The sequence below is a fragment of the Pseudomonas parafulva NBRC 16636 = DSM 17004 genome (assembly GCF_000730645.1).
Classification (GTDB): domain Bacteria; phylum Pseudomonadota; class Gammaproteobacteria; order Pseudomonadales; family Pseudomonadaceae; genus Aquipseudomonas; species Aquipseudomonas parafulva.
In genome coordinates this window covers 143091-158072 of sequence record NZ_BBIU01000013.1, presented here as the reverse complement: position 1 = coordinate 158072, position 14982 = coordinate 143091, and the positions used below count along the sequence as shown (strand labels likewise).

Annotated in this window: 13 protein-coding genes and 1 pseudogene; 7 read left to right on the top strand and 7 right to left on the bottom strand. The window is 63.0% G+C overall.

Annotation, left to right across the window (positions count from 1 at the left end):
• Positions 1–6: 6 nt before the first annotated feature.
• Positions 7–1633 (bottom strand): annotated as a pseudogene (locus PPA02S_RS10160) (ABC transporter substrate-binding protein).
• A 329-nt stretch (positions 1634–1962) separates the two neighbouring features.
• A complete protein-coding gene (locus PPA02S_RS10155) occupies positions 1963–2679 on the bottom strand; it encodes an SIMPL domain-containing protein (protein ID WP_028631557.1) in 717 nt (238 codons plus the stop codon).
• Positions 2680–2881: 202 nt separating this feature from the next.
• Between PPA02S_RS10155 and PPA02S_RS10150 the strand changes: the two genes are divergently transcribed.
• The 4 genes from PPA02S_RS10150 (at position 2882) to PPA02S_RS10135 (ending at position 7144) form a co-directional block, all read left to right on the top strand.
• A complete protein-coding gene (locus PPA02S_RS10150) occupies positions 2882–4141 on the top strand; it encodes an ATP-binding protein (protein WP_028631556.1) in 1260 nt (419 codons plus the stop codon).
• Complete coding sequence (locus PPA02S_RS10145; RefSeq protein ID WP_028631555.1) at positions 4138–4698, top strand: response regulator transcription factor; 561 nt, start codon at positions 4138–4140, stop codon at positions 4696–4698. Before PPA02S_RS10150 ends, PPA02S_RS10145 begins: the two co-directional genes overlap by 4 nt.
• Before the next feature lie 90 nt (positions 4699–4788).
• Entirely contained in the window at positions 4789–5730 is a 942-nt protein-coding gene (locus PPA02S_RS10140; RefSeq protein WP_028631554.1) for an AEC family transporter, read from the top strand.
• A 55-nt stretch (positions 5731–5785) separates the two neighbouring features.
• Positions 5786–7144, top strand: a complete 1359-nt coding sequence (locus PPA02S_RS10135) for an amino acid permease (RefSeq protein ID WP_028631553.1) — start codon at positions 5786–5788, stop codon at positions 7142–7144.
• A 71-nt stretch (positions 7145–7215) separates the two neighbouring features.
• Here the strand turns inward: PPA02S_RS10135 and PPA02S_RS10130 are convergent, their stop codons facing one another.
• From PPA02S_RS10130 to gatC, 5 genes are all read right to left on the bottom strand, one after another.
• A complete protein-coding gene (locus PPA02S_RS10130; protein WP_028631552.1) occupies positions 7216–8259 on the bottom strand; it encodes a calcium/sodium antiporter in 1044 nt (347 codons plus the stop codon).
• A 60-nt stretch (positions 8260–8319) separates the two neighbouring features.
• Positions 8320–8694: a septal ring lytic transglycosylase RlpA family protein gene (locus PPA02S_RS10125; RefSeq protein WP_028631551.1), complete on the bottom strand. Its 375-nt coding sequence runs from the start codon at positions 8692–8694 to the stop codon at positions 8320–8322.
• A 128-nt stretch (positions 8695–8822) separates the two neighbouring features.
• A complete protein-coding gene (gatB, locus tag PPA02S_RS10120) occupies positions 8823–10268 on the bottom strand; it encodes an Asp-tRNA(Asn)/Glu-tRNA(Gln) amidotransferase subunit GatB (protein WP_028631550.1) in 1446 nt (481 codons plus the stop codon).
• Between the two features lie 11 nt (positions 10269–10279).
• Complete coding sequence (gene gatA, locus PPA02S_RS10115) at positions 10280–11731, bottom strand: Asp-tRNA(Asn)/Glu-tRNA(Gln) amidotransferase subunit GatA (RefSeq protein ID WP_028631549.1); 1452 nt, start codon at positions 11729–11731, stop codon at positions 10280–10282.
• 15 nt (positions 11732–11746) lie between these two features.
• Positions 11747–12034, bottom strand: a complete 288-nt coding sequence (gatC, locus tag PPA02S_RS10110) for an Asp-tRNA(Asn)/Glu-tRNA(Gln) amidotransferase subunit GatC (RefSeq protein ID WP_028631548.1) — start codon at positions 12032–12034, stop codon at positions 11747–11749.
• Positions 12035–12239: 205 nt separating this feature from the next.
• On the opposite strand from gatC, the gene mreB reads away from it, so the two are divergent.
• The 3 genes from mreB (at position 12240) to mreD (ending at position 14978) form a co-directional block, all read left to right on the top strand.
• A complete protein-coding gene (mreB, locus tag PPA02S_RS10105) occupies positions 12240–13277 on the top strand; it encodes a rod shape-determining protein MreB (RefSeq protein ID WP_003255163.1) in 1038 nt (345 codons plus the stop codon).
• Between the two features lie 223 nt (positions 13278–13500).
• Positions 13501–14490 (top strand): rod shape-determining protein MreC, encoded by a 990-nt coding sequence (gene mreC / locus PPA02S_RS10100; RefSeq protein WP_028631547.1) that lies wholly within the window; start codon positions 13501–13503, stop codon positions 14488–14490.
• Positions 14490–14978, top strand: a complete 489-nt coding sequence (mreD, locus tag PPA02S_RS10095) for a rod shape-determining protein MreD (protein WP_028631546.1) — start codon at positions 14490–14492, stop codon at positions 14976–14978. The genes mreC and mreD overlap by 1 nt, the downstream gene beginning before the upstream one ends.
• Positions 14979–14982 lie beyond the last annotated feature (4 nt).

Sequence of the window (14982 nt, the reverse complement as noted above, 5' to 3'; positions counted from 1 at the left end):
GTCAGGCTATTGGTCCACGCTGACGCCGTAGAACGCGTTCAGCGAGAAGGGGCTGATCTTGAAGCCCTTCACCTTGGCGCTCATGGGTTGGTAGACGGTGGAGTGGGCGATCGGGGTGATCGGCACCTGCTCCTTGAGGATGTGCTGGGCCTGTTTGTACAACTCGGTACGTTTGGCCTGGTCGGGGGTGGCCTTGGCCTGTTTGATCAGGTCGTCGTAAGGCTTGTAGCACCATTTCGAGAAGTTGTTGCCGTCGACCGCATCGCAGCCGTACAGGGTGCCCAGCCAGTTGTCCGGGTCGCCGTTGTCGCCGCTCCAGCCAATCAGCATGGCGCCCTGTTCGCCGCCTTTGGAGCGCTTGATGTATTCGCCCCACTCGTAGCTGACGATCTTGGCCTTGATGCCGATCTTGGCCCAGTCTGACTGGAGCATCTCGGCCATCAGCTTGGCGTTGGGGTTGTAGGGGCGCTGCACGGGCATGGCCCACAGGGTGATTTCGGTCCCGTCCTTGATGCCTGCCTCTTTCAGCAGTTGCTTGGCTTTTTCCGGGTCGAAGGGGGCGTCCTTGATAGTGGAGTCATACGACCACTGGGTTGGCGGCATGGCGTTGACCGCCAGCTGGCCGGCGCCCTGGTACACCGACTCGATGATTTTCTGCTTGTCCACAGCCATGTCCAGCGCCTGACGCACCTTCAGTTGGGCCAGCGGGTTGGGCTCGTTGCTGCCCTTCACCTTGTCCATCACGTTGTAGGCGATGTAGCCGAGGTTGAAACCGGCCTGGTGGGGCATCTGCAGGTTCTTGTCGGCCTTCAGCGGCTCGATGTCGGCGGGGCGGGGGAACAGGGTGACCTGGCATTCATTCTTCTTCAGCTTCTGCATGCGCACCGAAGCGTCAGTGGTGATGGCGAAGATCAGGTTGTCGATCTTCACGTCATCAGGTTGCCAATAGTCCTTGTTGCCCTTGAAGCGGATCTGCGCGTCCTTCTGGTACTTGCTGAACACGAACGGGCCGGTGCCGATGGGCTTCTGGTTGATGTCGGCCGGCTTGCCCTGCTTGAGCAACTGGTCGGCGTACTCGGCTGACTGAATGGAAGCAAAGCTCATGGCCAGGTTCTGGATGAACGCGGCGTCGACGTCGTTGAGGGTGAACTTGACCGTGTGTTCGTCCAGTTTCTCCACCTTGGCGATGTTCTTGTCCATGCCCATGTCGGTGAAATAAGGGAACTCGGTGGGGTACGCCTTGCGGAAGGGCTGGTCCTTGTCGAGCATGCGGTTGAACGTGAACAGCACGTCGTCGGCGTTGAAGGGCCGGCTGGGCTTGAAGTAGTCGGTAGTGTGGAACTTCACGCCTTCGCGCAGAATGGAAGGTGTAGGCCTTGCCGTCGTCGGACACCTCCCAGCGGGTAGCAAGGCCCGGCACCACTGCAGTGCCACCGCGTTCGAACTGGGTGAGGCGGTTGAACATGGTCTCGGCCGACGCGTCGAAGTCGGTCCCGGTGGTGTATTGCCCCGGGTCGAACCCGGCCGGGCTGCCCTCCGAACAGAACACCAGGTTGGACGCGGCCAGTGCTGACGGTGCGCCGGTGAGCATGCCTGCGCCTAGCAGGAACGGAATGACTGCATGTTTGAGCATGATGGCCTCATTGTTGTCATTGTTCGGATGAGGTGGCCTCGTGAGCCGACCTGCGGATACTAATGCACGGCTGATTGCCAATGCAACAGGCACAAGGATAGATGGCACCGGAAAGGTAGTACGGTCGTACATGGATGTCGCATTCATGTAACTTTAGGCGAGGTTAAACGTTTGCGTGGGCAAAATGATGGCGTTTTTCGGATTATTTCTGCTTAGGGAATGATGTAGGACACATCTCAAAGATGTGTAAGACGGGGCTGATATGTATGCCCAAACACGCAAAGGCCCGATCGCATTCACGACCGGGCCCTGTGTACAGCGCGTTGCCGTCAGGGCATTTGCACCTCGATCAGGCCATCGGCGTTCATGCTGACTTCGCTGGTACCGGCCTCGATGTCCGGCGCGGGTGCCGCTTCGTCAGCCGCCATGGCTTTCATCGCCATCGGTGCGCTGCGCAGGTACGGGCGTGGGTAGCCGCTGCTGTTGAGGTTCAGGTTGACCACTTTGTAACCGGTACCGCCCAGGGCTTCGGTGGCCAGCTGCGCACGGGCCTTGAAGGCGTCCACTGCATCCTTGAGCAACGCGTCCTCGCTGGCTTTGCGGGTAGCCGGGGCGATGGAGAAGTCCATGCCGCCCATTTTCAGGTCCTGCAGCAGGTCGGCGGTCAATTGAGACAGGGCAGGGAAGTCGGCGCTTTCCAGGCGCAGTTCGGCGCGCTCGCGCCAGCCGGTGATCTTCTGGCCCTTGGTGTCGTAAACGGGGTAGCTGTTACGGCTGCCCTGGCTGATCTTGACGTCCTTGACCTGGCGCGACTGCTGCACGGCCTTGTTCATGGTTTCGGTGATCTGCTTGGCAAGCTTGCCTGGGTCGGTGTTCTGCGCTTCGCTGTACAGGGTCACGACCATCAGGTCGCGCGCCACTTCCTTGCTGACTTCGGCGCGCAGCGAGACCTGGTTGAAGCGCGGCTCATCGGCGGCCAGGGCCGGCAGGCTGGCGAGCAGACCACAGGACAGCAGAAGGGCGGCGCCGCGACGTTGAATGTGCATAAGGTGCTCCTTGGCAGAGAAAGGCGTGGGGTGTGGCCATCCATTCCACGCATGGCCAGTCAGACCGGAAAACAGTGTAGTGGGTTCAGCGGTGCCATCGGCAACCTGTGACAAAGTGTGGCGCTTTGCCGCATTGCTGCAGCGAGGCGCCCGGCTTCGGTATACTCCAGCCGATTTTCTGGAGCACTCATCAGGAGAGCTCATGCTCGCCGCCGTACAACCGCTGTCCGCTACCCGCCAGAACCTCTGGCGCCTGACTGTCATCCGGGTTCTGGTCCTGGCCGCCCAGGCGGGTTCCGTGGGCGTGGCCTACTGGACCGAACTGCTGCCGCTGCCCTGGCTGTCGTTGGCTGGCACCTTGGCCTTGTCCTCGTTGCTGTGCGCGTTCACGGCCCTGCGCCTGCGCTTGTCGCTCCCGGTCACCGAACTGGAATACGCCCTGCAACTGGCCTGCGACCTGCTGATCCACAGTGCGCTGCTGTATTACTCGGGCGGTTCCACCAACCCGTTCGTGTCGTATTACCTGGTGCCTCTGGCGATCGCGGCGGTGACGCTGCCCTGGCTGTACTCGCTGATACTGTCCGGCATCGCGCTGACCGCCTACAGCCTGCTGCTGGTGCAGTTCTACCCGCTTGAAGGCCTGCCCCTGGCGCGGGACAAGATGCAGGTGTACGGCATGTGGCTGAGCATTGCCCTGGCCGCTGCGGTGATCACCTTCTTTGCCGCACGCATGGCCGAAGAGCTGCGGCGCCAGGAGCAACTGCGTTCCGAGCGGCGCGAAGAAAGCCTGCGCGACGAGCAATTGCTGGCGGTGGCCACCCAGGCTGCCGGCGCCGCCCACGAGTTGGGCACGCCGCTGGCGACCATGAGTGTGCTGCTGAACGAAATGCGCCAGGACCACCACGACCCGCTGCTGCAGGAAGACCTGCAGATCCTTCAGGACCAGGTAAAGCTGTGCAAGCAGACCCTGCAGCACCTGGTGCGCGCAGCTGAAGCCAATCGGCGCCTGGCGCTGGTTGAGCAGGACGTGACCGCCTGGCTGGACGAGGCGCTGAACCGCTGGCACCTGATGCGCCCCGAAGCCAGCTACCGCTTCCAGCGCCTGCGCGATGGCCAGGTGCCGCGCCTGACCCCACCGCCAGACCTGACCCAGGCGTTGCTGAACCTGCTGAACAATGCTGCCGATGCCTGCCCCGATGACCTGGAAGTGCGCCTGGACTGGGACGCCCAGGACATCGTCATCAGCATCCGCGACCATGGCCCGGGTGTGCCACCGGCCATTGCCGAAGCCATTGGCAAACCTTTCATCACCACCAAGGGCAAGGGTTTTGGCCTGGGCCTGTTCCTGAGCAAGGCCAGCGTGACCCGTGCGGGTGGTTCGGTGAAACTCTATAGTCATGATCAAGGTGGCACCCTGACCGAATTGCGCCTGCCCCACGGCACGCGAGGAGAAGAAAGATGAGCGAAGAAAACCAGGTCGAAAGCGAAGAGCTGCCCCACCTGTTGCTGGTGGATGACGACGCCACCTTCACCCGGGTGATGGCCCGGGCCATGAGCCGTCGCGGCTTCCGGGTGAGCACCGCAAGCTCTGCCGAAGAGGGCCTGGTGCTGGCCCAGCAGGACCTGCCGGACTACGCCACCCTGGACCTGAAAATGGAAGGCGACTCGGGGCTGGTGTTGCTGCCCAAGCTGCTGGCCCTGGACCCGGAGATGCGTGTGGTGATCCTGACCGGTTATTCCAGCATCGCCACAGCGGTGGAAGCCGTGAAGCGCGGTGCCTGCAATTACCTGTGCAAGCCGGCCGATGCTGATGATGTACTGGCGGCGCTGCTGTCGGAGCACACCGACCTGGACACCCTGGTGCCGGAAAACCCCATGTCGGTGGACCGTTTGCAGTGGGAGCACATCCAGCGCGTGCTCAATGAGCACGAGGGCAATATCTCGGCCACCGCACGCGCCCTGGGCATGCACCGCCGTACCCTGCAACGCAAGCTGCAGAAGCGCCCCGTCCGCCGCTGAGTCGCTGCCCGTAGTTGGCGCGCGCCATGCACGCGCCGACCGGTGTATCATTAGCCGCCTAACGGTAACCCCCACCCGGATGGTGCGCGCATGCTTGCCCTTCTCGTCCAGACGCTGAACATTACGGCGCCTGTCTTTGCCATGCTGTTCATGGGCGTGCTGCTGCGGCGCATCAACCTTATCGACGACAACTTCAACCGGGTCGCCTCGCAGCTGGTGTTCAACGTCTGCATGCCCGCGTTGCTGTTCCTGGGCATCTATCACGCCGACCTGGCCGCCGCGGTAAAACCGGGCGTGATGCTCTACTTCGTGATTGCTACCCTGGTCGGGTTTGCCATCGCCTGGGGCATGGCAGTATGGCGCAGCCCGGTCGCAGACCGTGGTATCTACACCCAGGGTGCGTTTCGTGGCAATAACGGCGTCATCGGCTTGGCCCTGGCAGCAAGCCTGTATGGGGACTACGGCATTTCTTTGGGGGCAGTGCTCGCCGGGCTGGTCATCCTCATGTACAACTCGCTGTCGGCGGTGGTGCTGGCGGTCTACAGCCCAGACCTCAAGTCCGACCCCTGGAGCATCTGCAAGAGTATCTTCAGCAACCCGCTGATCATCAGCGTGCTGGTGGCCACCCCCATGGCCTACGGCCAGGTACCGCTGCCCAACTGGTTGCTCACCTCGGGTGACTACCTGGCCCAGATGACCCTGCCGTTGGCGCTTATCTGCATTGGCGGCACCCTGTCGCTGACGGCGCTGCGCGACAGCGGCCGGCTGGCCATGGATGCCAGCCTAGTGAAGATGGTCTGGCTGCCGCTGGCCGGCACCCTGGGTGCATGGCTGTGCGGTTTTCGTGGCGCCGAGTTGGGCATCCTGTTCCTGTACATCGGCAGCCCCACCGCTGCGGCCAGCTACGTGATGGCTAGGGCGGCCAATGGCAACCATGAACTGGCAGCCTCTATCATCGTGATTACTACGCTAATGGCGGCAATTACCACCAATATTGGGATTTTCATCTTGCAGTGGGGCGGATGGATCTAGATCCTTGGCCGACAACCAAAGCAATAACACTGCCCCACCAGCGAAAGGACACTTCATGCAAGACCAGAACAGGCCCGAGCAGTTACAGCGCGGGCTGAAGAACCGCCATATCCAGCTGATCGCACTGGGCGGTGCCATTGGCACCGGGTTGTTCCTGGGCATCGCCCAGACCATCCAGCTGGCCGGCCCCTCCGTGCTGCTGGGCTATGCCATCGCCGGCCTGATGGCCTTCCTGATCATGCGCCAGCTGGGTGAAATGGTGGTGGAGGAGCCGGTAGCCGGCAGCTTCAGCCATTTTGCCCACCGCTACTGGAGCGAGTTCGCAGGGTTTGTTTCAGGCTGGAACTACTGGGTGGTCTACGTGCTGGTGGGCATGGCAGAGCTGACCGCTGTGGGCATTTACGTGCAGTACTGGTGGCCGGGCTTCCCCACCTGGGCGACGGCGGCGATCTTCTTCGTGGTGATCAACCTGATCAACCTCACCCAGGTGAAGGTGTATGGCGAAATGGAGTTCTGGTTCGCCCTGATCAAGGTCGTGGCCATCCTCAGCATGATCGGCTTTGGCGCCTGGCTGTTGGCCAGCGGCACGGGCGGCCCGGATGCCAGTGTCGCCAACCTGTGGCAGTACGGCGGGTTCTTCCCCAATGGCGTCACCGGGCTGGTCATGGCCCTGGCTGTGATCATGTTCTCGTTCGGTGGCCTGGAGCTGGTGGGCATCACCGCTGCAGAAGCCGACAACCCGCGCCAGAGCATCCCCAAGGCCACCAACCAGGTGGTGTATCGCATTCTGATTTTCTACATCGGCGCGCTGGCCGTGTTGCTGTCGCTGTACCCGTGGCAGAAGGTGGTGCAGGGCGGGAGCCCATTCGTGATGATCTTCCACAATGCCAACAGCGACGTGGTGGCCACCATCCTCAACGTCGTGGTGCTCACGGCAGCCCTGTCGGTCTACAACAGCTGCGTGTATGCAAACAGCCGCATGCTGTTTGGCCTGGCCAGCCAGGGTGATGCCCCGCGCCAGTTGCTCAAGGTCAGCCGCAGTGGCGTACCGCTTACAGCCCTGGGCGTGTCGGCACTGGCTACGGGCCTGTGTGTGGTGATCAATTACGTGATGCCGGGTGAAGCCTTTGGTTTGCTGATGGCCCTGGCGGTGTCGGCGCTGGTGATCAACTGGGCGAGCATCAGCATTACCCACCTGAAGTTCCGCAAGGCCAAGCTCGCAGCAGGGGTAACGCCGTTCTACAAGAGCCTGTGGCACCCGCTGAGCAATTACCTGTGCCTGGCGTTCATCGTGTTGATCTTGGTGGTGATGTACCTGACCCCGCCGATTCGCATTTCGGTGATGCTGATCCCGGCCTGGATTGCTGCGTTGTGGGTGGCGTTCAGGCTGAAAAAGGCTCGCCAGGCAAGCTAGGCAGGGCTGGCCTCATCGCGGGTAAACACGCCTCTACAGGGCTTTGCCCGCGAAAAGCGCGTCGCCTGCCGCTAATGCTGGCGGCGCCAGGCTCGCACGGTGGTGTACAGCAGCACCAGCGCAAGCACTGGCAGCACATAGAGCAGCATCAGGCGTTCCAGGCGGCCAGCCAGTGGCATGCCCATGGTGAATGCTGCAACGTGTAGCCCATACGCCAGGTACAGGCATAGAAACACAAGCCCTTCGGCGCGGGTGATGCGGTAGCCCGAATAGAACACGGGCAGGCTCAGCACCGCCACGCCAAGCATCACAGGCAGGTCGAAATCCAGTGCGTTGGGCGATATCGACAGTGGCTCGGGGGTGACCAGGGCCGTGAGCCCCAGCACGCCGAGCAGGTTGAACAGGTTGCTGCCGATCACCGTGCCCACGGCAATTTCACGTTCGCCGCGCAGGGCGGCGATCAGCGCCGCCGCCAGTTCGGGCAAGGAGGTGCAGATGGCCACCACGGTCAGGCCGATCACTCGCTCCGACAGCCCCAGGTCGGTGGCCACTTCTACCACGGCGTCCAGCAACAGGTGGCCGGCAAGGGTCAACAAGCCCAGGCCGATCAGCACCTGCAGGGCCGTGCCCGCCCAGAAACGGCCGGCGCTGGAGGTGGCCGTGCGCGGGGCCGGGTACGTGCGTGCGTAGTGGCGCGACTGATGCCATAGCATCGCCAGGTAACCCACTAGCCCAAGCAGCAGCAATGCCCCTTCCAGCCTCCCCAGGTAGCCGTTGGCGGCCAAGCCGTAGACCAGCAGGCTTGCCACGATCATCAAAGGGATATCCAGGCGTACCAGCTGGCGCGATACCCGCAGCGGAATAATCAGCGCGGCCATGCCGAGGATGGCCAGTACGTTGAAGATGTTGCTGCCGATCACGCTGCCTACAGCAACGTCCGGCGCGCCCTGGTAGGCGGCCTGCAGGCTGACGGTGAGCTGGGGTGCCGTGCTGCCGAAGGCCACCAGGCTCAGGCCGATGATCAGCGGGCGAACATGCAGCCTTTGCGCCAGGCGCAGCGACGCACGCACCAGCAATTCGGCGCCGCCGACCAGCAGCAGCAGGGCGATGCCCAACTGCAGAAGGCTGAAGGTGGGAAGGGTGGCCAGGTCGAAGATGATAGGGCTCCAGTCGCGTCAGTCACTAAGCCCTTGTACCCGCACGCGCGCTGTTCCGCTACGCAGCATGCCGATTTTTTCTGCGGCGGCGCGTGACAGGTCGATCAGGCGATTGCGGGCATGTGGGCCGCGGTCGTTGATGCGCACCACCACGCTGCGCTGGTTGGCCAGGTTGGTCACCAGTACGCGGCTGCCGAATGGCAAGGAGCGGTGGGCGGCGGTCAGGCCGTGCTGGTTGAAGGGCTCGCCGCTGGCTGTGCGTTTGCCGTGGTGGCGTGAGCCGTAATACGAGGCGGTGCCGGTCTTGTCATAACCGCGTGGGTCGATGTCATGGCTGGCGCAGCCTGCCAGAAGGGCGAAGAGGGCGAAGGTGCCCAGGGATCGTTTCAACAAGTCGGGCGCTCCAGTGTGGCCACATCGCGGGTAAACCGCGCCCACAGCGTATTGAATGGGGCCGCTGTGAGCGCGGGTCAGGCCGCGAACGAGGGCCAGGCCCTCGCAGGTCTACATGGGTAAAACAGTCAGCCTTCGAGCTTGGCCTTGAGCAGTTGGTTCACCTGCCCGGGGTTGGCCTTGCCTTTGGAGGCTTTCATCGCCTGCCCGACGAAGAAGCCGAACATCTTGCCGCGCTTGGCCTCATCGGCTGCCCGGTACTGCTCGACCTGTTCGGCGTTGGCCGCCAGCACCTCGTCGAGCATCTGCTCGATGGCACCGCTGTCGGTGACCTGTTTCAGGCCGCGGCTTTCGATGATGCTGTCGGCATCCCCTTCGCCGGCAGCCATGGCTTCGAATACCGTCTTGGCGATCTTGCCGCTGATGGTGTTGTCGCGGATGCGCAGCAGCATGCCACCCAGGTGCGCAGCGCTGACCGGGGCCTGGTCGATTTCGATGCCCAGCTTGTTCAGCAGGCTGCCCAGCTCGACCATGACCCAGTTGGCCGCAAGCTTCGCATCGCCACCGATCTTGACCACTTCCTCGAAGTAGTCGGCCTGCTCACGGCTGGAGGCCAGCACGTTGGCATCATAGGCCGACAGGCCGTACTGGCTCTGGAAACGCTCGACTTTCTGCGGCGGCAGTTCCGGCAGGCCGGCACGCACGGTTGCCAGGAAGCTGTCTTCGATCACCACTGGCAGCAGGTCTGGGTCGGGGAAGTAACGGTAGTCGTTGGCTTCCTCCTTGCTGCGCATGGAGCGGGTTTCGTCTTTGTTCGGGTCGTACAGGCGGGTTTCCTGCACCACCTTGCCGCCGTCTTCGATCAGGTCGATCTGACGCTGGATCTCGCTGTTGATCGCGCGCTCGATGAAGCGGAACGAGTTGACGTTCTTGATCTCGCAGCGGGTGCCGAACTCGGTCTGGCCCTTGGGGCGGATCGACACGTTGCAGTCGCAGCGCAGCGAGCCTTCGGCCATGTTGCCGTCACAGATGCCCAGGTAGCGCACCAGGGCGTGGATGGCCTTGACGTACGCCACGGCCTCCTTGGCGCTGCGCATGTCTGGCTCGGAAACGATCTCCAGCAAGGGTGTGCCGGCGCGGTTCAAGTCGATGCCGGTGGAGCCGCTGAAGTCTTCGTGCAGGCTCTTGCCGGCGTCTTCCTCCAGGTGCGCACGGGTGACCCCGATGCGCTTGAGGGTGCCGTCTTCAAGGGCGATGTCCAGGTGACCCTTGCCGACGATTGGCAGGTCCATCTGGCTGATCTGGTAGCCCTTGGGCAGGTCGGGGTAAAAGTAGTTCTTGCGGGCAAACACGTTGCGCTTGCCGATTTCAGCATCGATGGCCAGGCCGAACATGCACGCCATGCGCACGGCTTCCTGGTTGAGTACCGGCAGTACGCCGGGCATGCCCAGGTCGACCAGGCTGGCCTGGGTGTTCGGTTCCGAGCCAAACGTCGTGGCGCTGCCGGAAAAGATCTTCGACTGGGTGGCGAGCTGAGTGTGGATTTCCAGCCCGATCACAACTTCCCATTGCATGTGTGAATTCCTCAGAAGCCGTTAGGGGCGCGGGTGTGCCAGTCGGTCACCTGCTGGTAGCGGTGCGCGACATTGAGCAGGCGGCCTTCCTGGAAGTACGGTGCCAGCAGCTGTACACCGACCGGCAAGCCATCGACGAAGCCGGCCGGCATCGACAGGCCAGGCAGCCCGGCGAGGTTGGCGGTGATGGTGTAGACGTCCTCAAGGTAGGCGGCGACCGGGTCGCTGCTCTTGGCGCCCAGCTTCCAGGCCGGGTTCGGCGTGGTTGGGCCGAGGATCAGGTCGACATCGTTGAAGGCGGCCATGAAGTCGTTCTTGATCAGGCGGCGGATCTGCTGCGCCTTGACGTAGTAGGCATCGTAGTAGCCGGCCGACAGGGCGTAGGTGCCGACCATGATGCGGCGCTGCACTTCGGCGCCGAAGCCCTCGCCACGGGAGCGCTTGTACAGGTCGGTGAGGTCTTTCGGGGCGTCGCAGCGGTAGCCGAAGCGCACGCCGTCGAAACGCGACAGGTTCGAAGACGCTTCGGCCGGCGCGATCACGTAGTACGCCGGGATGGCATGCTGCATGTTCGGCAGGCTGATTTCCTTCACCACCGCGCCCAGCTGTTCCAGTTCCTTGACGCTGGCCTGGACCAGGTCGGCGATACGCGGGTCGAGGCCCGCGCCGAAGTACTCCTTGGGCAGGCCGATGCGCAGGCCCTGCAGGGGCGCATTGAGGTTGGCGCTGTAGTCCGGCACCGGTTCATCGATGCTGGTGGAGTCTTTGGCATCGAACCCGGCCATGCCTTGCAGCAGCAGGGCGCAGTCTTCGGCGGTACGGGCCAGCGGGCCGCCCTGGTCGAGGCTGGAGGCGTAGGCGATCATGCCCCAGCGCGAGACGCGACCGTAGGTCGGTTTGAGGCCGGTCAGGTTGGTCAGCGCGGCAGGCTGGCGGATCGAGCCGCCGGTGTCGGTACCGGTGGTCACCGGCAGCAGGCGGGCCGCTACGGCAGCGGCCGAACCGCCAGAAGAGCCGCCTGGCACGTGGTCGAGGTTCCAGGGGTTTTTCACCGCGCCATAGTGGCTGGATTCGTTGGCCGAACCCATGGCGAACTCGTCCATGTTGGTTTTGCCCAGGGTGACCATGCCGGCTTCGGCCAGCTTGGCTACCACGGTGGCGTCGTAAGGCGCCTTGAAATTGTCGAGCATCTTCGACGCGCAGCTGGTGCGCACGCCCAGGGTACAGAACAGGTCCTTGTGGGCAATGGGCGCACCCAGCAGCACGCCGGTGTCACCGGCAGCGCGGCGGGCGTCGGCGGCACGTGCCTGGCTGATGGCCAGGTCGTCGGTGACGCTGATGAAGCTGTTGAGTTGCGGGTCGATCTGCTTGATGCGGGCCAGCAGGGCGCCGGTCAGCTCTTCGGAAGAAAACGACTTGTCGGCGAGCCCGCGGGCGATCTCGGCCAGGGTCAATTGATGCATGGCAGGCGCTATCCCTTACTCGATGACTTTGGGAACCAGGTACAGACCGCTTTCGGTCTTCGGTGCGATGGCCTGGTAGGCCTCGCGCTGGTTGTGCTCGGTGACCTGGTCGGGGCGCAGCCGCTGGCTGGCCTCCAGGGGGTGAGCCAGGGGCTCGATGCCAGTGGTATCGACCGCTTGCATCTGGTCGACCAGCCCGAGGATGCTGTTCAGGGCGTCGGTAATGCGTGGCAGTTCGCCATCATTCAGCCCCAGTCGGGCCAGATGGGCGATCTTTTCCACGTCGCAGCGTTCAAGCGCCATGGTGATCTCCAAGGGAAACAAAGAACGGAATTAGTGTCCGCGGTGAGGAACATGTCAGCTTTTTGGCGGTCCAACGGCCGCGATCATCGGCTGGCATGCTCGGAAAAACAGCCAATTTAACATATTGGCTCCTTGCCCAAAATCCCTGCCATTGTTAGAGTTTGCCGCACTTTTTTACCCACGCTTTCCCCAGGGTCACTTTCCCATGTTCAAGAAACTGCGTGGCATGTTTTCCAGCGATCTGTCCATCGACCTGGGTACTGCCAACACCCTTATTTACGTGCGTGAGCGCGGTATCGTCCTGAATGAGCCCTCGGTTGTTGCCATCCGTACCCATGGCAATCAGAAAAGCGTCGTCGCCGTCGGTACCGAAGCCAAGCGCATGCTGGGCCGTACGCCTGGCAACATTGCTGCCATTCGTCCGATGAAGGACGGCGTGATCGCCGACTTCAGCGTTTGCGAAAAAATGTTGCAATATTTTATCAACAAGGTTCACGAGAACAGCTTTCTGCAGCCCAGCCCCCGTGTGCTGATCTGCGTACCGTGCAAGTCCACCCAGGTTGAACGCCGCGCCATCCGCGAGTCGGCCCTGGGTGCAGGTGCCCGTGAAGTGTTCCTGATCGAAGAGCCCATGGCCGCTGCCATCGGTGCTGGCCTGCCGGTTGAAGAAGCCCGCGGCTCGATGGTGGTGGATATCGGTGGTGGTACCACCGAAATCGCGCTCATCTCACTGAACGGCGTGGTCTACGCAGAATCTGTCCGCGTGGGCGGCGACCGTTTCGATGAAGCCATCGTCACTTACGTACGCCGCAACTACGGCAGCCTGATCGGTGAATCCACCGCCGAGCGCATCAAGCAGGAAATCGGCACTGCCTACCCAGGTGGCGAAGTGCGTGAAGTCGATGTGCGCGGCCGCAACCTGGCCGAAGGCGTACCACGCGCGTTCACCCTCAATTCCAACGAGGTGCTCGAAGCCCTTCAGGAATCGCTGGCCACCATCGTTCAGGCGGTCAAGAGCGCCCTGGAACAGTCCCCGCCAGAGCTGGCCTCGGACATTGCCGAGCGTGGCTTGGTGCTGACCGGTGGTGGTGCGCTGTTGCGTGATCTGGACAAGCTGCTGGCCCAGGAAACCGGCCTGCCGGTGATCGTTGCCGAAGACCCGCTGACCTGTGTGGCCCGTGGCGGCGGTCGCGCCCTGGAAATGATGGACAAGCACGCGATGGACCTGCTCTCCAGCGAGTGATCCCCTCGCTGTTCACGAGCCCCGGTTTACAGGCAGTGCGCACAGTGCTACCTGTATGTGCTGGGCTGGCGCCCGCCCGGGCGCCTTATCCGTCAACCCGCAACCAGGCTGGTGCGTTGTCCCATGTCCAATGACCTCCTGAGTCGTCCACGAGGAACGGCCAATTAAACCGCTTTTCTCCAAGGGCCCTTCGCTGGGCGTGCGCCTGCTTGTTCTGGTAGTGATGTCGGTCGCGTTGATGGTTGTCGACGCGCGTTTCGACCTGCTTAAACCTGTGCGCAGCCAGATGGGCCTGGTGCTCATGGAATCCTACTGGATCACCGACCTGCCGCAGCGTGCCTGGCAAGGGGTGGCGGGGCAGTTCGGCAGCCGCAACGAGCTGATTGCCGAAAACGAGAAACTCAAGACCGAAGCCCTGCTGCTGCAGGGGCGCCTGCAGAAGCTGGCAGCCCTCACCGAGCAGAACGTGCGCCTGCGCGAGTTGCTCAACTCATCGGCACTGGTTAATGAAAAGGTCGAGGTGGCCGAACTGATCGGTGTCGACCCCAACCCGTTCACCCACCGTATCCTGATCAACAAGGGTGAGCGTGACGGCGTGTTCCTGGGCCAGCCGGTACTCGATGCGCGTGGCCTGATGGGCCAGGTGGTCGAGTTGATGCCCTACACCTCACGGGTGCTCCTGCTCACTGATACCACCCACAGCATTCCGGTACAGGTCAACCGTAACGGCCTGCGCGCCATTGCCAGTGGTACCGGCAACCCCGAACGGCTGGAGCTGCGTCACGTGGCCGATACGGCAGACATCAAGGAAGGGGACTTGCTGGTCAGCTCCGGCATGGGCCAGCGTTTTCCGGCAGGCTACCCCGTTGCCACGGTCAACGAAGTGATCCACGACTCCGGCCAGCCGTTTGCCATCGTGCGCGCCATCCCCACTGCCGCGCTGAACCGCAGCCGCTACATGTTGCTGGTGTTCAGTGATCGCCGCACCCCAGAAGAGCGGGCCACCGATGCCGCCATCGCTCAGGAAGAGGCCGACCGCAAGGGGGCGCCGGCAGCCGGGCAGGGCACAGCCGCACCCGAGCAGGCTGCGCCGGCAGCGAGCACGCCCGCCACACCGGCTGGCACCACGCCAGCCAAGCCCGCCACACCCGCAGCGCAACCTGCCACACCGGCAGCGGCCCCGGCGGCAACCGCTCAACCCAGGAGGCCGTGATGGCAGCGTCGCGCCGCAACAATGGCTGGTTCATCTGGCTGACCTTCGCCATCGGCCTGCTGCTCAGCGTGTCGCCCATGCCTCAGTTCATGGAAGTGTTCCGCCCCATGTGGCTGGCCTTGCTGGTGTCGTTCTGGACCCTCGCCGTGCCGCACAAAGTCGGCATGACCACGGCATTCGTGCTTGGCCTGGCCGAGGATGTGCTCTACGGCACCCTGCTTGGGCAAAACGCGCTTATTCTCACCCTGATCACCTTCCTCGTGCTGTCACTGCAACAGCGCTTGCGCATGTTCCCCATGTGGCAGCAGAGCCTGGTGATCCTGGTGGTGTTCGGTATCGCCCAGCTGGTTCAGCTGTGGCTGAGCGCGCTCACCGGTAACCGCCTGCCGACCCTGGCACTGGTCTGGTCGGCTGTGATCAGTGCACTGCTCTGGCCATGGATAAGCTTTGCCTTGCGCGACGTACGCCGACGCCTGCACATCAATTGACGGC

Coding starts and splice junctions, on each gene's coding strand:
- PPA02S_RS10155 (WP_028631557.1), bottom strand. CDS start 2,679: ATGCACATTCAACGTCGCGGCGCCGCCCTTCTGCTGTCCTGTGGTCTG.
- PPA02S_RS10150 (WP_028631556.1), top strand. CDS start 2,882: ATGCTCGCCGCCGTACAACCGCTGTCCGCTACCCGCCAGAACCTCTGG.
- PPA02S_RS10145 (WP_028631555.1), top strand. CDS start 4,138: ATGAGCGAAGAAAACCAGGTCGAAAGCGAAGAGCTGCCCCACCTGTTG.
- PPA02S_RS10140 (WP_028631554.1), top strand. CDS start 4,789: ATGCTTGCCCTTCTCGTCCAGACGCTGAACATTACGGCGCCTGTCTTT.
- PPA02S_RS10135 (WP_028631553.1), top strand. CDS start 5,786: ATGCAAGACCAGAACAGGCCCGAGCAGTTACAGCGCGGGCTGAAGAAC.
- gatB (WP_028631550.1), bottom strand. CDS start 10,268: ATGCAATGGGAAGTTGTGATCGGGCTGGAAATCCACACTCAGCTCGCC.
- gatA (WP_028631549.1), bottom strand. CDS start 11,731: ATGCATCAATTGACCCTGGCCGAGATCGCCCGCGGGCTCGCCGACAAG.
- gatC (WP_028631548.1), bottom strand. CDS start 12,034: ATGGCGCTTGAACGCTGCGACGTGGAAAAGATCGCCCATCTGGCCCGA.
- mreB (WP_003255163.1), top strand. CDS start 12,240: ATGTTCAAGAAACTGCGTGGCATGTTTTCCAGCGATCTGTCCATCGAC.
- mreC (WP_028631547.1), top strand. CDS start 13,501: ATGTCGGTCGCGTTGATGGTTGTCGACGCGCGTTTCGACCTGCTTAAA.
- mreD (WP_028631546.1), top strand. CDS start 14,490: ATGGCAGCGTCGCGCCGCAACAATGGCTGGTTCATCTGGCTGACCTTC.